Source organism: Xenorhabdus sp. XBWT (genome assembly GCF_059072735.1).
Genome location: NZ_CM180990.1, coordinates 1,122,648 through 1,142,895 on the forward strand (window position 1 = coordinate 1,122,648; position 20,248 = coordinate 1,142,895).

Below are 20,248 nucleotides of genomic sequence, written 5' to 3' on the forward strand. Positions count from 1 at the left end.
TTTATTGTTTCTCCTGTGAGGACTGGAACAACCGGAAATTCTTCGTTGCGAGCAATGCCATGATCGCTGTGGCTAGCATCATCACGCCCATTACATAAAAAATGTCATTAAAGGCAATGATCTGTGCCTGCAACTTAATGTCGTTGGTTAATATTGCATAGGCAATCTGTTGAACGTAGAGGTTATTTAGCGGGTCGCCGTGATGGGTCAAAAGAGTTTTGACGCTATCCACATAGCGATTAAACGCATCGCTACCGGAAGTTATCGTCGATTGGATCTGTTTGGCATGCATCCAGGTATGATTAACGTAGAGGGTGGAAAGTATAGCCGTACCCATTGAGCCGCCAACACTGCGGGTAATGTTAATCAGAATGGCGGATGATGCGCTGTCTTTGGACAGAATATTACGGGTAGCAATTATGGAAAGCGGCACCATGATAAAGGGTTGCCCCAGCGCCCGAATCAGTAACGAGAGTTTCATCTGCTGCTCGGCGAAATTGCTATTCATATGTCCATTCATGAATGAACTGATGGCTATCCCGGCGAAGCCGATGAAAATCATATATTTCAGATTGAAAATCTTAAGCAACTTCGGGATAAATGGAAGGATTGCCAGTTGCGGCAATCCCATCCAAACCAACACATTGCCAATCTGTAGGGCGTCATAGTTATGCACGGTGGTAAGATAAAACGGTACCATAAACAATATGCCATAAATAGCGATGCCCAGCATAAAGAACAGAACACAGGCATGCGAGAACGCTGCATCCTTGAACATGCGGATGTTAATTAATGGAGAAGGGTGCACAAGTTGATCGTAAACGAACCCTAAAAATGCCACTACCGAGATCGCGATAAGCGTGCAGATAAGGTTAGAATCCAGCCAGTACAGACTGCGCCCTTCTTCCAGAACGACTTCCAATGAGCCTAGCCACAACATTGCGGTGAGGATGCCGATAAAATCACCATCGAGGATCACCTGCCAACGAATGGGCGGGCGTTTCATTCCATAGTTAATCAGGCCACAAGCGAAAACAGCAGGCACGGCATTGATGTAAAAAATAGCGTGCCAGGAGAACGTATCTGTCAGCCACCCACCCAGAGAAGGGCCAATTGCCGGAGCAAAAGTGCCTACGATACTGAATAAAGACATCCCGAAGGGGCGTTTTTCCCTCGGTAAGACCTCAATAATCAGGCGAAAAGAGAGAGGGATCAGCGCGCCGCCGCCGAATCCCTGTAACGCCCGAAAGACAATCATGGAATTAAGATTCCATGAAAACGAACACAGTATTGACGCAGCGAGAAAACTGCCGATACACCACAACGCATAACGGCTGGTACCAAGCGCCTGAGCCAGCCAGCCGCATAGAGGAATGGCGATGATCTCAGCGGTAAAGTAAGAGGTCATTAGCCACGAACTGTCATCCAGCGTGGCTGATAACGCGCCCTGAATAACCTTCATCGACGAGTTGGTTATTTGGATATCCAGAATGGCCATAAAGCCGCCGAGCAAGCCGCCAATAACGGCGCACCAGCTATGGAGGGATACCCCTGAATTTTCTTTGTGGTTTCCCTCAATTCTCAAGGTATTTTCCTGCCCGGTTACACTCATAGCAGCACCTGTTTTACACGCTGAATAAGTTCTGTGATGAAAGGTTCGTTTATCATGGTAATGTGATTGCCTTGCGCTGGCAGGAGGGTGACAGGTTTATCCGTCAGGCTCTGCCAGCCAAGCCCTGGTGTAAGCAACCGTATCCTGCCAGGCAAATCCTCCTGCGCTTCGGCTACTACAATATTTCCGGCATAAGGCTCACCGACATAGTAATCGCTGGCATTGATGTGCGCCCATAAAATCACCAGAAAATGACGGAAATTCTCGAAGCTCAGTGAAGCGGGGATCAGCCCTGCGTGTCGAAATTCACTCAAAAACAGATGGGTGCGTTCGTCATCGCTCATCGTAGCCAATTTCTCTTCCGAGATATTGAAATGCGTGCCGGTAAACATCGCGACTTTGTGGGCATAATAAGCCAGACGATCGCTGTCGCTCATATTTTCAGCGTTATCGATGCGCACTTGCGGCGCAGGCTGATCAAACACCAGAAGCGTTGGTGCTCGGCCTGTGATGCTGGCGATCTGTTGGCCCATTTCGAAAGCGATAGTCGCGCCCAGCGACCAGCCACCAATAATCAGTTTTTGGCGATGGATCAGATCCCCTGTCTGTCGCAGGTAGAATGCGGCCAGCGAGGAAATTTCACGGTCATAGTCGTGAATTTGGCTAAAATCAGCGACCTGAAGAGCGTAGACCGGGTAGAGTGACCCCAGAGGTTGCAACATAGGGTAATAGCAGAGTACGTTGCCGCCTGCTGGATGGACCAACAGGAAGGTAGGTAGGCTCTCATCACCTTTGTTCAGCGTCACCAGAGAAGTCAACGCCTGCGAAGTGCTGACCATCTCCACAAACTGCGCCAATTGCGAAATACTGCTATGTTCAAGCAACTGTCCTAGAGACAAAGCGGTGCCGAATTGCTGGTTAACCTGCATCACCAGTTTTAGCGCATTGATCGAATTGCCGCCCAGTTGGAAAAAGCTGTCATCAATATCGACGTTGCTAAGATTGAGCACGCCGCAATAAAGCTGATGCAGCTGGTGCTCCGTTTCACTTTGCGGACGTCGACACATAATATCGTGCGGCAATGTCATTGTGTTCAGCTTGGTATAGTTGATCTTACCAGTGGCGGTGAGTGGCATCGACTCAAGCCATAACCATCTGTCCGGTAACATAAAGTGGGGTAGCCGGGCACGAGCATAATCTTTAATCTCATTTTGTTGCCGCCCTGGTACTGTCGCGAAAAAGACCAGTAATTGTTGCTCATTGTTGCTGACCGGTTTTACTAACGCAGCGGCCTGGGTTACGCCGGGGTACTGCTGAAGAACGTGTTCAATTTCGGCAAGTTCAACCCGGAAACCTCGGATTTTCACTTGGCGATCGATACGCCCTAAGTACTCAATATTGCTATCCGGCAGGCGGCGTCCTTTGTCGCCAGTACGGTAAAGGAGTTCATCTTTAAGTAGTGGATGGGGAATAAAGGCACTGGCGTTTTTGTGCGAATGATTGCCGATGTATCCAGCGCTGAGGTGCGCGCCGCCAATGCAAATTTCACCAGGCAAACCGTCAGCCACTGGCTGGAACTGATTATCTAAAATCAGTAATTGCACACCGGGGAAAGGTTTACCGATGGGCAGATAGCTGCCTTCCGGCATATGTGTGTCCGGCATCGCTTCCCATGTTGTGACCCCTACGGTGCTCTCGGTTGGTCCATAGTGGTTTAAAATGCGGCAGCGTGCATTCAGCGATCGCAAACGTTCAACCAGTGACCAGGGCACAGGCTCTCCCCCCAACATGAGCAGGGAGGATGGAAGCAGAGCGGCCTCGTTTTTACCATTTAATAACGCACTAAGATGGGATGGCGTGATTTTTATACAATCTAGCGGTTGATGCGTGAGTAGTGCTGTCAGACGGGACGGATCCTGTAATGCGCTATTGCTGATAATGTTTAAACAGCCGCCGCTGGTCAGGGCAGGGAAAAGCATGGTATGAGCCAGATCGGTCGTGAAGCTAGAGAACATGCCATAATGCGCCCCTGCGGGTTGTTGTAAGACTTGGCGAGCGTTATCGCAATAGCAAGCAAGTTGGGCGTGATTGACCTGTACGCCTTTTGGTGTTCCCGTACTGCCTGAGGTATAAATGATATAGGCGGGGGTGTCTGGGACGACGTTCGGCAGAGTCTGCCGGATAAGAGATTGGGGCGTCACATGAATATTTAGGCAAGTTGTTCCTTCAAATGTGTCATTATCGCTCTCGGTGAGAATCCAGCATGCCGCAGCATCGTCGATCATATACACTAACCGTTCGCGCGGCAGGGTGATATCCAACGGGAGGTAACATCCGCCTGCGCGCAAAACAGCCATAATGGCTACCACACAGTCGTTGCCCTTCGTCATATGAATACCGACTACATTACCAGGTTGTAAGCCCTCTGCCAGCAGCCATTGAGCCAGATTTTCTGATTGCTCTTCTACCTGTTGATAATTCAGCGCCCGATTATCGCAACACACCGCTATCTGGTGCGGGGCATTATTGGCGACCTGAACTAATTGTTGGTGTACCGATACGAAATCGACTTGCGGTTGAGGGATCCAAGTCTGGTATTGGCTTCGTTCTTCGTCACTCAGCAACGAGATCTGCATGAGGGTGATATGCGGATTGCTCACGAACTGGCGCAGTATCAGTTGGAAATGTTTCAGCATCTGTCTGGCCGTGCTTTTACGGTAAAGGGTCGAGTTATAGTAGAGTGTCAATAACAACTTATCGCTGTCTTCTTCGACCCAGAGGTTAAGATCGGTTTTTGAAACGCCATAATCCACCTTTAAAGGTTTGATCGATGTCTGGCTATCTTCATAAAAATGCGGGAAAATCTGATAGCTTAGCATGGACTGGAACAGGGGATTAGCCTGAGGCAAGCGAGCGAAACTGATGTTGTCGAGGATCATGTTGAAAGGAACGTCCTGATAAAGCATCGCCTCAGCACAGTTCTCGCACACCTGCGCTAACATTTCGTCAAACCGAGATTCAGCGCGGACATCCCCACGCAGCGGCAGGGCGTTCATAAAAAGCCCCATCAAATCCCGGCTCGCCGCATGATTTCGGTTTGCGAAAGGAATACCGACGATGATCTCGTTCTGGCCGCTATAGAAGTACAGCAAGGCCTGCCAGGCGGTTAACATAGCATGAAACAACGTGGTGTTATGTTGACTGCACAGCAGGCTTAACGCTTTTTGCAAATCATTATCCAGTGTCTGGCTAACGATGCTACCAGCCGAACTCATTCGTGCAGGACGTGGCGCGTCGGTGGGAATATTCAGGATACCCTGTACGCCATCCAGTTGTTTTTTCCAGTACGCCAAGCCTTGGTCATAATGACCGCTAATTTGCCACTGATTTTCTGCTAGCGCGTAGTCAGAGAATTGTAAAAAATCATCAATTGCTGGCGTAATGCCATTTTCCAGTTGGAAATAGATCCCCATTAACTCCCTGAAAAAGAGATTTATGGTCCAGCCGTCAGAAATAATATGATGAAGCGTCAGCATCATCACATATTCATTATGTTGGGTTTTAATCACCCGCCAATAGAAAAGTGGCCCACGGGATAGATCAAAACTCCGGCATCCTTCTTTGAGTGCTTGCTTATCAATACGACTTTTTTTCTCCTCTTCCTGCATGGTTATGATATCTTCATAAACGAAATCAAAAATAATATTGTCCGAGATACATTGCATCACTTCGCCATTAACCATCTGAAATGTTGTGCGTAAAATAGTGTGCTTACGGATTAATAACTTTAACGCCTGACTTGCTTGCTTCTGATTGAATTCGAGATCCATATGACAAACAAAAGCATAGGGATTGTTATAGGCTCTTTTATCTTCAATGTATTGATCAAGCAACCAAATGCTTTTTTGCGCACTAGTCAGCGGAAATTGTTTGCGTTCAACATCGGTGCAGCGTTGAATTCTGTCTTGTGTTTTGCCTACGGTTTGTGTTTTTTTTTGATGGGCCAGTTTTTTTATTTCATCCAAGCTTAATGAACGAATAGCATCGTTTTTGTTTGTCATGTTCTTTCTTCCTAGGCTGGATGTCGCGTTATAGCGTGCACTGGCAGCTATCATGCGATATTTATTTACTCGATTAGTTCGCTAACTAACAGATTAGTCATACCTCTGATAGTTTGATCCTGATAGAACAGATCCACGCGAATATCAATTTCAAAAATACCCGATACGATAGACACAACTTGTACAGCCAGCAGAGAGTTGCCCCCCAGTTCCGTAAAATTGTCTAGGGCGCCAATACCGGATATCCCAAGAATGGATTGCCATACTTTTGTAATTTCTTTTTCAATATCGTTTTCTGGTGCAACATATTCCACCGACAAGGCTGGACGGACATGTGAATCTGAAACACTGGCTTCGATTTGTAATCTATCTTTCTCTTCTTTTTCCGGAATCGCTTCAAAAATGAATTGCTCCAAATCGGATGTGACCACCACTAGCTGTGGGAACTCTAGGTGATTAAGAATACGTTTTATAGCTTCTTGTCCTTCAAAATAGAGGATGTCTTTATTCTGTAAATTAACTTTTACCTCAGTCATTTTATTCATGTTGTCAGTACTTATCTGATTATTATCCGCGATTTTAATCAACGTATAATTCTCAAGAGTCATCAACCGTTTACCCTGCGCCGAGAAAAATACAATGTTCATAACAATTGTATTATCTTGGGATTGATAGGGCTGATTTAATTTCACATGAACAAAACACTCTTTTTCTAATGGATCATGGAAATAAATCTGTCCATAACTGATCGGCAGAAAATGATTTTCCGTCAAGCCCGACAAGCACGCTATAGTGACCGAGTCAATCATTGCTGGATGGAAGGCGTAACGTTGTAGATCGCTCGCGAACTCTTTTGCCAGTGCCTGACGAATAAACCATTCGGTCTCATTTTTGCGCAATTCAGCGATAGTATTCCAACGATGACTCAGCGCTAGGAAATCTTCTCTTGTACTCAGTGCATAATCGCTGATAATGGTAGGACAGTGCTGGCGAATCGCGTCCGGCTGCTCATAGTCGTGATCCACTTCTTTAGCTTCGCTAATCTGACCAAATGCGTGTTCTTGCCAGTTAAAGTTCAGAATTCCGCGGCTTTTAAGGCTGAATCTGTAGCCTTTATCCTGTTGGGTAACAACCAGATTCATTTCGCGCGGCCAGGCGTTATGGTAAAGCACTGGTGTACTCAGCATCAGATTCTTAACTTGCAACTTTTCGCCTTGTTTAAACACGGTCAGATATTCATTCAGCAGGGACAGAATTGTGGTCCCGACTAACGTCGGTGTTTTTAATAAGTGATGCTCGTTAATCACCCAGTCTTGATTGACTGAAATATTTACGCGAAACACATCTTCACTGGCTTTACTTTCAATTTGCGTAAGAAGATCGCCGGTAATTTCCTCAAATGTCGTGTTTCTTCCTTTTTCATTGAGCTGCTTATTCCATCGCGCCGCCATCCCAATATCACCCCACTGACCCCAGTTAATGGACATACTACAGCCTGGGCGATATTGATTACGATAATGGGCGAAAACGTCCATAAAGGCGTTGCCTGCACAGTAATCAATACGTGCTGGATCGCCCACAATGGAGGTAATGGATGAGAACAAGAGGAAGAAATCCGGCGCTCTGTCAGTCAGTAGTTCATCCAGAATTAATGTACCGCGAACTTTTGGATCAAGCACTTTAGTACAGTTAGATCTGTTTTTGAGAGGAATAATCCCGCAGCCCACTACACCCGCCGTGTGGAATACGCCATCAATATGTGAAAATTCAGACAGACCCACTTTCATGCCGGCGTAATCGCAAACGTCCACATTCAACAGATGCACGCGATTACCTTGTTCTTCCAGACGCAAGATGCAGGCGAGTTTTTCGCTGGTAGCATCATCCACTGCGTGTTCTTGAAGCCAATGTTGCCACTCTTCACGTGCCGGCAATGGCGAGCGGTACGTCAGGATCAATGTCGCATTGCTGCTCTGCGCCAGTTGCTCGGCAACCAGCATGCCGATCCCACCTAAACCGCCGGTGATTAGATAGGTGCCATCATCGCGAATAGCAACGGTTTTATTGTTTTCTTCAGAAGAGAGCGGCAACTGTTGATATGCCTCTTCCCAGCGATGACGCTGACGGTAGGTGACCAAGTTGCCATCGGTATCGATATTGCTTTCATCGATCAGCAGACTGGCGATGTCCGCAACAGGGACATCAAGATCAATATCTACCAGGTGGCAACGCACTTCATGATATTCATGGTAGAAAACCCTGGCAGGTCCAATAAGCAGGGCTTTATAAGGCGAACCGATAGACTCACCCGCAACGCTGAAGATATTGTTAGTGACAAGTAATAAGCGCAGGCCATCTAACAGGTTTTCGCTAATCAGCGCCTGTTGCAGGTATATTGGGCTGTAAAATGCGTCGCGCTGTAAAATCTCACAGGAATCAATCAACCGGGTATTGTCATCTTCCTTGGAGAGACTCCATAAGTGAAGGATACGGGTTGGCGTTAACTCTCTTTTCTTAATGTTGCTGAACAGGCTAACGTAATGTGTGCTGTTATCAGGATCGATAACGAAGGCATTGTCGTTCTCCTGATACGCTTTGCCCTGCACAACGGTAATAACAGTAAAACCATCCTCTCTAAGCTGTGAGAGTAGCGCTTCAGTTACTCTGTATCTATCTGAAAAAATAACCCAACAGTCTGTCGTTACGGCAGCGACCTTGCCACTCATGTACTTCCCTGGGATCGTCTGACGCCATGCTGGCATATAAAACCAGTTACTTATATTTGATTGTTTTCTCTTACGCGTATTAATGGAACTATTATCCAGCCCGTTTAACGTTTCCATGTTCAACACAGGAAGACGAAACTCTTTACGTTCAAAAGGGTAGCCTGGTAGCGGCAGGCGCAAACGGCGTTGACCGTCATAATAACCAGACCAATCAATATCTACGCCGCTACACCATAGGTTACCTAAAGCTGCCAGAAATTGTTCGCCAGTCAGCGCGACATCTTTAGCCGTAGGTAGAGATGAGAAAATCGACGGATTTTCCGCTGTATTGATATGCTGTTTTGCGGCTGACTCCAGCGATCGGCCTGGGCCCACTTCCAGGAAAACAAATTGGTTATGCTCCTGGGCAATTAACGTTTTGAAAGCATGTGTGAACAGAACCGGCTGACGAACATGGCTGACCCAGTAATCATGGCTTTGCGCTTGGCTATCGGTGATCCAGTCGCCGGTCACGGTAGACATAAAGGGAATAGCAGGGGAATTAAAGGTGATTTTTTCGATCACCTTCTGGAAATCATCAAGTATCGGTTCCATCATGTAAGAATGGAATGCATGAGAGGTGTCGAGGTGTTTGCAAAAAATACCTTCGTCTTCCAGTTTGTTCTGGAAAGCTTCAATCTCAACCAGTCCACCAGCGACCACACATAATCCAGGATAGTTTGCGGCCGCAATCTCAAGATGGCTTTCAGATAAACGTTCGTGCAGAGCATTTTCTTCTATCAACACTGCAAGCATAGCGCCCGCAGGAAGCTGCTGTACCAGTTTGCCGCGCATTGCAACTGTCGTCAGCGCATCTTCCAGAGACAACACTCCAGAGAGACAGGCAGCGACATATTCGCCCACGCTGTGTCCAATCATAATGTCGGGTTTCACACCCCATGACAGCCATAACTGCGCCAGCGCGTATTCCACGACAAAGAGCGCTGGTTGCGTGTATTGGGTTTCGTTGATGAGATCTTTATTCGTGCTTTCGGTATCTTGGAAAATGATATCGCACAGATTATGTTCGAGGATGCTTTCAAGGTGAGCGCAACATCTATCCATATGTTCGCGAAAAGTAGGATAACTGCCGTATAATTCACGCGCCATGTTGACATACTGGTTTCCCTGGCCTGGAAACATAAACACGACAGATTTGTGATTTTTTCCTGATTGTGGTGCGATCACTGTGGGTTGCGCGAGTTTACTGAGCAATGCTTCACGGTCACGCGCAACAACAAAGCCGCTGTGTGCCATACGTTGGCGTCCGACCTGCAAGGTATAAGCTACATCCGCCAAGTTGACTTCTACATTTTGCAGTAGATACTGCCTGAGGTTTTCACTCATCTTTTTAAGCACGGAGGGGGTTTTTGCTGAGTACGGGAATAGCAGATAACCTTCCGTTGAGCTGCTGGCAGGTACTTCAGGTGCTTCTTCCATAATAACGCAGGCATTAGTGCCGCCCACACCAAAAGAATTCACCAGAGCCCGTAGCGGCGCGCCGTTAGCGTCCAGCGGGTGCATTTCTGTGTTCATGATGAACGGGCTGTTTTCAAAATCTATGTTAGGGTTTGGCGTTTTGTAGTGCAGCGAAGCAGGCAAAACGCGGTTTTTCAGCGATAGCGAGGCTTTGATTAAACTGGCAATGCCTGATGCGGCATCGGTATGTCCGATATTGGTTTTGACCGATCCTAGACGACAAAACTGATTTTCAGAAGTGAATTCCTGAAACGTTTGGCTCAGAGATCTGAACTCGATGGGATCGCCCAGCGTCGTAGCGGTTCCGTGTGCTTCCACAAAGTTAATTGTAACGGGATCGACGTCGGCGCGATTTAATGCCTCTTTGGCAACGGCAATCTGACCGACGATACCTGGCGCAGTAAAGCCCGCTTTATTATTGCCGTCGTTGTTAATGGCGCCGCCTTTGATCACCGCATAGATATGATCGCCATCGCGCACAGCATCGCTCAGGCGCTTCAGAAGCACGATGCCGACGCCACGGCTAAATACGGTGCCGTTCGCCCGGGCATCGAAGGCGTAACAATGACCGTCCGCCGATTCCATTCCCCCCTGCATATACAAGTATCCACGGCGTTCCGGTGTATCAATTGAAACCCCGCCTGCGACTACCATGTCGCTTTCACCGTTCAGCAGGCTATTGACGCCCATAACAATCGCGACCATCGCCGTGGAGCAGGCAGTCTGTACGTCAATACTTGGGCCTTTAAGGTTCAGCTTGTAGGAAACCCGCGTCGTCACATAATCTTTGTCGTTGTTGGTGACCAGTGAGGCGCCGCTTGCATACTTCTGAACTTCCTGGTTGGCGCGGGCCTGTTGCAGGTACCAGGCTGTGCCGGTACCGCCAAACACACTGACTTTTCCAGGATATATCGAGGGCACGTAGCCAGCATTTTCAAAAGCCAGCCAACTGCACTCAAGGAAGTTTCGGTGTTGTGGATCCATAATTTCCGCATCGCGGGGCGTAATATCAAAGAAGCTAGCATCGAAATGCTGGGCATCACCTAGGATCCCGCGGCGGCGAATATAGTTCGGCGCTGCGATAAGTTCTTCATCCACACCGGAGGCGCGTAAATCTGCTTCAGTAAAGGTAGTAATTGTTTCCAGACCGTCAAGCAGGTTGCGCCAGTAAGTGGTAATATCTTCCGCGCCAGGGAAGCGGCCCGCCATGCCGATGATGGCGATGTCTTTATTGCGTACGTTAGCGAAATTATTCATGAGCGGTGACCCCATCTGATTTAAGATTTATTGCCTGCTTTATCACTTTTATTATTACTGGAAGCGGATTTAAGACCTTTTTCATCCAGATAAGCGCTCAATGCCTTAACGGTGGGATACTGAAACAGGTCCATAATGGATACCGAAATGTCAAGATTATTTTTGATTTCTCTGTGTACCTTTGACATTAATAATGAGTTACCACCCGAGTCGAAAAAGTTTTCATGGACAGATAAGTTTTTATTGTTAAGCACCTGCTCCCATATTTTGGTGATTTCAGTTTCAAGATTTGATGAGGGAAGTACGATATTTTTTGTCTTGTGTTTTAGACCTTTCTTGAAATTCTGATGCAGAGAAGTATTATTCACTTTGCCGTTGGGTAGCGTAGGTATAAAAGCCAGTTCGATAAAATATGAAGGGATCATATAAAACGGCAGGATTTTGTAGAGATATTCTTTTAATTCTAGTTCTTGGACGATTTCGTTTTCTTTCACAACATAAAATACAACGATCTCCGGCAGTTTGGACTCCTCATTATTTTCCAGAATCGCAGCCGCATTAGATAATTTGCTGTAATTGCGAAGAATGGATTCTGTTTCATTTAATTCCACCCGATGGCCACGCAATTTAACTTGACTGTCCACGCGCCCGAGAAATTCAAGTACGCCATCTTCCCGCACCCGAACAATATCGCCGGTTTTATACATCAGGCCTGGCACATCCACATCCGTTGCGAACAGTTCGGGCATGAAACTGTTACGCGTCTGTTCTGGCTCATTGATATAGCCCTGCGCCAGAATATCGCCCGCCAGATACAGTTCACCTGCTTTACCAGATGAAAGCACATTACATTGTTCATCCAGAACATACGCTCTGGCATGAGGTATAGGGGTGCCGATAGGAACAATTGTTACATCCGCACCGGGTTGGCACAACCAATGGTAGGCATAAATAGTAGCCTCCGTCGGACCGTAAAGGTTGTGAATTTGACCAGTAAATTGCGTGGACAGATCATCTACCAACTTCTGATCCAGCGCTTCGCCGCCAGAAAAAATATGCTGGAGTTCACTACAGGATTGCAGTTTTTGCGCCGCAACAATGGCGCGCAGCGCCGTCGGAACGAACTGAACCACAGTGACGCGGTGTTGCTGCATAAAATTGATTATCTGATGGGGATCATACTTGATCTCATCGGAAATTAGTGCGCAGCTCGCACCGGTAATCAGTGGCCAGAAAATTTCCCACACTGATACATCAAAGCTGAAGGTGGATTGGTTAAGCACTACATCACGCTGCGCTATTCCGAAAGCGTCCTGCATCCACCAAAGGTAATTCACCACGGTGCGATGCCGGATCATGACGCCTTTTGGCTGGCCTGTAGACCCTGAGGTATACATAACCTAACACAGGGCATTATCATCAACTACGGGTAGCGGGAAATAACAGGACGCATTCAAATTCAGCGCGGTAATATCTATTTTTTTATCATCATCAATTGGTATTCTGGGCGCTAATGTCAGGTTAGTCATAATAAAGCGAACGCTCGCATGGTGCGCAATATATAACAGACGTTCCTGAGGATAGGAAGGATCAAGTGGGACATAGCAAGCGCCCGCCTTTAATATTCCTAATAGACTAACAATTAGTGAAACACCTTTATGAAGATATACGCCAATTTTATCGCCCGGCTTGACACCTTGTTTAATTAAATAACCAGCCAGCGCTGTTGAGCGATTATCCAACCCCTCATAATTTATTGATGAATTATCACTTCTCAACGCTACGGCATGAGGGGTTTTCATTTTCTGTGCCATAAATTGCGCATGAATTGTCTTTTCCGATTTCATAACCGGCTTCCTGCATTCTAAGAGAATATACAGCAACGCACAGAATAATCCGAGGCGAGCGCTCTTTCTGCTGAGGAGCAACAAAAGTTAAATCTCCTGAAATACTTCTTGACTGATCTCACTTACGTAAGTTTTTCTCATTCCAGATGGTTACTCATGTATCATGTAATTTGCTCTTATTTTGATCTTGATGGACAGAATACAGGAAAAAATCAGACTGTGGACTCAGATAGCAACATCGTTTGCTTTTTGTTTATCTCGAATCGGGATAAGACGGCTACCCTACATTTCTTCAAAAAAGCGATGGAGCAACATGGATAATCGGATATCGTCACGATGGATAAAAGTGGGACCAATAAAGCGGCAGTGGGCGAGTTAAATCAAAAGGAAATCAAAGAACTAAGCGATTGCTATCCGGCAGAATAAATATCTCAATAATCTGATTGGACAGGATCACCGCAATGTTAAACGTCGGACGGTTTCCATACTGGGACTGAAAAATTTCCGCCGAGTTCAGGCTCGGTTAGCTGGCCATGAGTAAACCTCAAAAACGAGCATTATACATCAAATTTAACTAATTAGAGGTGTTACTAATTATTACGATGTTATTGATGGGGAGTTTAGAAATCATTCAAAGTATTCAATTACAATCATTCCACAGAGGCATTGATGAATATGCTTATAACGAATTTATTATCCTATCAACAGTAGCTTGTCTAATATATTTCTTACAGTGCGAGAGAAGTCGGGAAATGAATAATTCATTACTCCCTATCTTTAATAAGATAGATAGAATTGCAGAGGATACATTTGGCTCAATCGCCGTTATGTTTGAGGAAAAATCTCAGACTTACTTCCAACTTAAACAAACTTCGACGCGTATCGCACATTATTTATTTAATGAATTTGGACAAAAAAATCGAAGCGGCGTAATAGCAGTATATTTGGATCCCTGCCTTTATTTACCCGCGATTTTGCTGGCAGTCATGAAAGCTGGTTTTACCTATGTTCCACTTTCAGACTTTCATCCACTGGAGAGAATAACGGCTATTGTTAACGACTCATCATCCTTCTTGGTAATCACTTCCAGGGAAATAAATCAGCATAATGATCTGACAATCCTGAGTAAAACCGTTCTGTTTATAGAAGATCTAATGGCGTTGCCGGAAAGCTTGCCTGCTTGCACATTGCCTGACGTTACGGCCGATGATCTCGCCTATATCCTCTATACCTCTGGCTCAACAGGTATCCCGAAAGGCGTGATGATTGAACATGCCAATATGGATTACTATTTGAATTGGTTTAATGAAGATTTATGGCCAGTGGCTCGCGCCAGGCTACCATTAACTGCATCGCTTAGCTTTGCGGCCGCAGTCACGCAACTTTATGCTCCTCTGTTACGAGGCGACACGCTGCATATTCTGCCCAAAAACATTCTTCAACAGTATCCGGTATTGTTGAACTGGTATCGACAATATCCGGACGGAGCACTTTATTATTGTGTTCCGACTATTTGGGAAGAGTTACTGAATTATGTTCGGCAGCAATGTGACGCCGATGCCCAATCGCTGCCGAAAACCGTATTTTTATCAGGCGAGGCGGTATCAAACGATCTCAAAAATCGCACTTTCCGCGAGGTACCGGATATTTTTTATTTAATTTATACGGTCCAACAGAAGCAACAGCGAACGGTTCTTTCAGTCGATTATGGCCAGAAAATCCTGTCACTATTGGTAATGCGTTACGCGGCAGCGAATTACTGATCGTCGACGAGAAATGCCTAGAAGTGGCACCGGGCGAAGTGGGTGAAATTTGTATTATGGGCGATGGTGTCTCCAGGGGGTATATCAATCGCGAAGATCTGACACGTCAACGTTTTTATAGAGTTGAGCGTCAGAACCGTGCTTGGCGGGTGCATCGTACGGGGGATTTAGGCAAAACGTTTAATAATAATGAAGTGCTTTACCTAGGCCGTCGCGATCAGCAATTTAAAATCAATGGGGTGCGCATCGCTGCTGAAGAAATTGAACATGCATTGATCTCCCACACGGGGATCGCGAAAGCCATAGTACGCTTCGATGAGAATTTGACTATGCCCAGAATCATTGCTTATCTTGTCGCTATACAAGCGCGTATCGCCGAAACAGAATTACGCCGTTTTGTGTCGGCAAAACTGCCGACGGTCATGATTCCAGCTTACTTTATCTATCTGGATACGATCCCTAAATTGCCGAATGGCAAATTGGACACTCACCGTTTACCGAAACCGTTGCCATTACGTCCTTCCCTTGCGATACCCTTTGTCAGTGCGGCGAGTGAACTGGAACAGGAACTCATTGATATCTGGCAGGACGTGCTGGGCATCGTTAACCTGGGTGCAAACGACAATTTCTTTGAGCTGAGTGGTAATTCATTGCAAATAATGCAGGTTCGCCATCGCATCCGTCATCAGTTGTATGCTGATATTGATTTCGACTGTTTCTTTGCGAATCCGACGCCACGGATGTTGGCGAGCGTTGTGCCTTATTACAGCAACAACGATATTGTCCGCAATGACGATGACGATGACGATAAGGCTCAGGGGATTTTATCTTCCCAGCAACGCTATTTCCTTACCTTGGAATTGATGAATGAAAATCCGGGATTGTACCAAATCTACTGCGCCATTGATATTCATGGCAGCATTAGTAAAAGCGCTGTTAACCATAGTGTGTCACGTATCCTTGAGCAAAATGCAGTGTTACGCACCCAGTTTGATCTTGATAGCGACCCGGTTTGTAGCCGAATCGTACCCGCATCAGCGGTGAATATTCCTCTTCTGAATGTGGTGTTGCCTGAAGAGCGCCCTTTACGTGATAGTGTATTGCTTGGGATTGCGTGCCGTGAGTTAGTAGGCTTTGAACAATCGCCATTAGCATATTTCTGGCTGCTTGAGAACGCGCCGGATCACCATATTCTCTTGTGCAGAGTGCATCATACCCTTTTCGATCATGATGCTATCACGCCTTTCTTTCGGCAGTTTGTCAGCTATTATCAGGCGTTCTTGGCTGGTGATGTCATGTATCGCATCAAAGCGGACTGGCAATATGCCGATTATTGTCGTGAGCAACGCAAAGTTAATACCCCTGAGCAACGCGTTAAGGAAACGGAATTCTGGCGTCAGACATTAGCGGGATATCGCCGTCAAGGGGCATTACCATCACTTGCCCTACAATCTTCCCAAACGGAGAGCCGCAACTATCTGGTGACACTGAATACTGAACAGAGCGCTCAGTTACGCCATTTTTCTCAACAAAATAATGTCACGCCATTTATTACATTGTTGACATTATTCAGTCTGGCTTTACAGAAAACAGCTTACTGTAATCAACCGATTGGTATTCCGACTACAGATCGCGTCTCACAAGAGGATGCAAATACTCTTGGCTGTTTCGTTAATATGACCAGTTTCTTTATCGATATTAATAGTGAAGAGTCTTTTAATCATTTATTAGCTCGCTGCAAAAAGCATGTGTTTTCATTGCTGGAAAACCAACATTTGTCTTATCAGGACATAGTTAATGCATTGCGGCATTCGCCTGAGGAGTCTCTGTTGTATTTTTCGACAGGGTTTAATTACTTAACGACGCTTCCCGAAACAAGAAACATCAATAACTGTCAGTTGAGCATCAGTGAGATATACAGCCATTATTTTAAGTTGGATTTAACTTTACTTATCCAGGACGCCAAAAGTTTTACACTGTGTTTTAATTATAATCCGCAGGTATTCTCTGAAGATAATCTCAAAGCATTATCCAAAGAATATCTTGCGTTGCTGTTAAGGATTGGGATTTCGGAAGAAATGGAACAGTGAACGCCATTAATAATTCAATTTAAATAGCTATTTAATTATAAAGTATTTGTGTTCTATCGGATTCAAATCAGGGCTATAAGCAGGAAGCCATTCCAGTTGATATTCGTAATCAGCTATCGCTTGTATCGTGTCATTTCTTTTGTGGAAAGACGCATTATCCATGACTATCACTGCACCGTGCGGAACCTATTTTCGAGAATGGCACCAATCACATTAATACGGCCTTTCGCATGCCAGTCGTGTGTACCAAAACAGCGTTGACCTTTTTCAGAATACTCATGTGTACGTGGCATGGATTGAGCAAAACCACTTTCATCTAAGTAAACAGTCGGTTTATTTTCCTGTTCATAGCCATTGATTCGCTCGACAAACGCTTGACGAGCCTGAGGATCAGCGCGAGGGTGTTCTAGCGTTTTTTTATGCGTGAGCCGAAGTCGTTTCAAAGCGTAATGAATAGCCGACTGCGAGACACCTAAATGTTTTGCTCTTTCACATTGATAATAATTGGGAAGATATTCGCGATAAGCACCTCATCATGAATTTTCATGGGAGACTTATCACGCGTCATGTAAGGTTCTATTTTATGACTCCACCGGAACAGGGTATGAATAGAAATCTCAAAATGGGTACTCGTTTGTTCAAAAATAAACAAATGTTTATCTTTGTATGCCAGGACTCTTTTCGAAAACCTAAACTGTAACCCATTTCACTTTATATCTTGTCATGTTGGATCTGGATATTATCCATATTAGTATGATTCAGCTATATCAGTTGGCGTAAATTGCATCATCGTTGTGGGCGAGATCGGACACAAAGCTAACGGCCAGATACGTGAGAGAATACCGAGGATAGCTTCGGGAAAATCATCTTTGTCCTGTAGATTGGCAATCAGGAACGCAAAGGTTTCAAAAACCCGTTGAATATCGGGATCATAGCATTCAGTCAGAAAATTGGATAAATGCGGCGAGTCTTTCGCTATGCACTGTGCCAGCTCCTGCAGGTAGGTACGCTCTTGTAGGTACAGAGATTCCTTGTTGTTTTTAATTAAATTTAACTTATATTTAGTCTATCAGTGTTCGGTATTATGCTGAATAATAGTGAGATAAAATGGGCCTCCATTAGAAAAGAACGTTTATTGTACATTTCAATCAAGTTAATTAACGAATTAAATCCAGTTATTATATGATTTTGGCGGAATATAGGGAAAATAGCGGAATGTGTTTGAATATCTGTGCAAAAATAAGGCTAATATAAACAGTCATGGTTTGACGACATTCTGCCTAAACGTTAATATCCTTTTACTATAAAAATGATCCACTGCCTGAAAGGATCAGCGTAAAGCGGCAAAATAAATCTATGGTCTTCCCCGTTTTTGCAACACTCATTTTGATGTATGGTTGGCTTGCTTAAATCTATCCGGCGTCTCTATGAGTATGGGTACCCGCGCCACGATGAGTTCTGCGCCTGATGAACCTTAAAAACTCCCCGGCTTCAATGAACCCTTTTATTTCTCAGGTTATTCATCAGGCCTATTGGCCGTTCATGTCATCAATAATCAGTCTTCGCAAAACCAGATAGGTAACGTGTATTTCACCGTTTAATCATCAAGTTATTGAGTCAGCCAGCCTCATTAGGCCTGATACTCATTTTGCCGAGTGGTGATTGCCCAGGCTATTCGTGCCAGCTTATTAGCCAGTGCACAGGCCACCACATTCGAATGTTTCTTGCTCAGTTGTGCCTGAACCCACTCGGCAAGTCTCCCATGCTGATGCTCAAGCCGCATCATAAACGCCCGGGCGCATTGAACCAGCAATCGGCGCAAATTTTTGTTGCCGCGTTTGCTGATACCCAGCAGAGTAGGTTTTCCCCCTGTACTGTATTGCCGGGGAACAAGCCCCATCGAAGCAGCAAAATCCCGGCTGCATGAAAATTGTTTTCCGTCACCCAGCTGGGATGAAAGTAGGCTGGCGGTAATGGGTCCCACCCCCGGTATTGTCATCATGCGTTGAGTCGCATCGTCCGCTTTGATGGACTGTTTTAATTCTCATTCCAACGCGGTTATTTGCTCGACAAGATAAAGGTAGTGGGCATGTAATTTCATCAGCAAACGGCTCAGATAATCGGGCACGTCGTGTTCTGCCAGAACCAGAGATAACCGTTTAATGACCGCCTCGCCTTTTGGCAAACTGATACCAAACTCCAGCGAAAAGGCGTGCATTTGGTTAGTGGTCTTTACCTTATCTCTGATGAGTGATTCTCTGACACGATGCAGTGCTCTCATCGCCTGTTGCGTCTCCGTTCTCGGCTGGACAAAACGCATTGAGGGGCGTGATGCCGCTTCACATATCGCCTCTGCATCAACGAAATCATTTTTGTTACTTTTGACAAAAGGACGAACAAACTGCGGAGATATCAGCTTCGCATTATGGCCTAAATCAGCGATCCGGCGAGCCATAAAATGTGCACCCGCACAAGCTTCCATCACGACGGTAGTGGATGAACATCCAGCTAAAAATTCCATTAATTTTGTGCGGGTAAATTTTTTACGCAGCATAGTCTTGCCGCATTTGTCCTGACAATGGATATGGAAAGAATGCTTGCCGAGATCGATACCAATAAGTGTGACGTTTTGCATGATGGACTCTCCAGAAAAAATACTCTATAAAGAGTATGGTTCACAAGGTGGGGAAGACCATCTCATTAACTCTCGTAGCCTGCAAGGGAGTGCATTACAATGCGGTACATCTGCGCACTTTTGGAAGCAGATATCATTGGACACCTAACCCTCCGTCTGGCGATGAAAGTCTCCCGGTGTGACTCACACCGGCTGCTCATCTGGCAGGGCAGAACATTCTCTGCCTGATGCGGAACGAAACCGTTCTCACCCTTCACTGATCGTTTCAATGCATCACAATAAACGTCCCGAAAACTGCGCGGCGTCACTTGTGTTGAAGCGCAGCGATTACCAAGTGACACCGCTAAGCGGCCAACGTCCAGAGCACGTCCGGCCTGCCTTTACGACCCGTTTGATCCCCGTATTACTCAAAGTCACCCGCTGTTACGGGTCTTTTTCTGTCTGAATCGACTTGTTTCGTTTGTTTTTTAACCGACTACCTGACAACAGGCTGATACCGAAAAAAGGAGAGATTACCTACGTCAAGATAATGAGGCGTTCATCCTGATTGAATCAGGCACTGAACGGGGAGTATGTCATCGCTGTGCTGAGCACGTCGCGAGCTCCTGCAAAAACTCAACACAATCTTCGCTCTGCTACACATTATCTGACGCACCATGGAACGGTGAACCTGAACCGACACGCAGGGACTGGTTTTTAAAATGAATAAAAAAACGAATGAAAAATGAATAAAAACAGA

Annotated in this window: 10 protein-coding genes and 3 pseudogenes; 4 read left to right on the forward strand and 9 right to left on the reverse strand. The window is 45.8% G+C overall.

Annotation, left to right across the window (positions count from 1 at the left end; genetic code table 11):
• Position 1 precedes the first annotated feature (1 nt).
• The 5 genes from AC5JQI_RS05085 to AC5JQI_RS05105 all read right to left on the reverse strand — a co-directional run bounded on the left by AC5JQI_RS05085 (position 2) and on the right by AC5JQI_RS05105 (position 13,021).
• On the reverse strand, positions 2-1,612 hold the full coding sequence (locus tag AC5JQI_RS05085; RefSeq protein WP_493913932.1) for a DHA2 family efflux MFS transporter permease subunit: 1,611 nt from the start codon (positions 1,610-1,612) through the stop codon (positions 2-4).
• A complete protein-coding gene (locus tag AC5JQI_RS05090) occupies positions 1,609-5,673 on the reverse strand; it encodes a non-ribosomal peptide synthetase (RefSeq protein ID WP_493913933.1) in 4,065 nt (1,354 codons plus the stop codon). Before AC5JQI_RS05090 ends, AC5JQI_RS05085 begins: the two co-directional genes overlap by 4 nt.
• 65 nt (positions 5,674-5,738) lie before the next feature.
• Complete coding sequence (locus AC5JQI_RS05095) at positions 5,739-11,174, reverse strand: type I polyketide synthase (protein ID WP_493913934.1); 5,436 nt, start codon at positions 11,172-11,174, stop codon at positions 5,739-5,741.
• Between the two features lie 20 nt (positions 11,175-11,194).
• Positions 11,195-12,571, reverse strand: a complete 1,377-nt coding sequence (locus AC5JQI_RS05100) for a non-ribosomal peptide synthetase (RefSeq protein WP_493913935.1) — start codon at positions 12,569-12,571, stop codon at positions 11,195-11,197.
• A gap of 3 nt (positions 12,572-12,574) precedes the next feature.
• Positions 12,575-13,021, reverse strand: coding sequence for an AMP-binding protein (locus tag AC5JQI_RS05105; RefSeq protein WP_493913936.1), 447 nt, complete (start codon positions 13,019-13,021; stop codon positions 12,575-12,577).
• Positions 13,022-13,234: 213 nt separating this feature from the next.
• Here AC5JQI_RS05105 and AC5JQI_RS05110 point away from each other — a divergent pair.
• The 3 genes and pseudogenes from AC5JQI_RS05110 to AC5JQI_RS05120 form a co-directional block, all read left to right on the forward strand.
• Positions 13,235-13,559, forward strand: a pseudogene (locus AC5JQI_RS05110) (DDE-type integrase/transposase/recombinase); the annotation flags it as partial.
• Between the two features lie 289 nt (positions 13,560-13,848).
• A pseudogene (locus AC5JQI_RS05115) lies at positions 13,849-14,807 on the forward strand (AMP-binding protein); the annotation flags it as partial.
• Positions 14,808-16,874 (forward strand): condensation domain-containing protein, encoded by a 2,067-nt coding sequence (locus tag AC5JQI_RS05120; RefSeq protein WP_493914619.1) that lies wholly within the window; start codon positions 14,808-14,810, stop codon positions 16,872-16,874.
• Between the two features lie 27 nt (positions 16,875-16,901).
• Here AC5JQI_RS05120 and AC5JQI_RS05125 read toward each other — a convergent pair whose 3' ends face one another.
• The 4 genes and pseudogenes from AC5JQI_RS05125 to AC5JQI_RS05140 all read right to left on the reverse strand — a co-directional run bounded on the left by AC5JQI_RS05125 (position 16,902) and on the right by AC5JQI_RS05140 (position 19,509).
• Complete coding sequence (locus tag AC5JQI_RS05125) at positions 16,902-17,036, reverse strand: transposase (RefSeq protein ID WP_493913937.1); 135 nt, start codon at positions 17,034-17,036, stop codon at positions 16,902-16,904.
• A gap of 5 nt (positions 17,037-17,041) precedes the next feature.
• Complete coding sequence (locus AC5JQI_RS05130; RefSeq protein WP_493913938.1) at positions 17,042-17,317, reverse strand: hypothetical protein; 276 nt, start codon at positions 17,315-17,317, stop codon at positions 17,042-17,044.
• A 305-nt stretch (positions 17,318-17,622) separates the two neighbouring features.
• Positions 17,623-17,919, reverse strand: a complete 297-nt coding sequence (locus AC5JQI_RS05135) for a type VI secretion system baseplate subunit TssF (protein ID WP_493914620.1) — start codon at positions 17,917-17,919, stop codon at positions 17,623-17,625.
• A gap of 585 nt (positions 17,920-18,504) precedes the next feature.
• Positions 18,505-19,509 (reverse strand): annotated as a pseudogene (locus tag AC5JQI_RS05140) (IS110 family RNA-guided transposase).
• 178 nt (positions 19,510-19,687) lie between these two features.
• Between AC5JQI_RS05140 and AC5JQI_RS05145 the strand changes: the two are divergent.
• Positions 19,688-19,954: a hypothetical protein gene (locus AC5JQI_RS05145; RefSeq protein ID WP_493913939.1), complete on the forward strand. Its 267-nt coding sequence runs from the start codon at positions 19,688-19,690 to the stop codon at positions 19,952-19,954.
• The last annotated feature ends 294 nt before the right edge of the window (positions 19,955-20,248 follow it).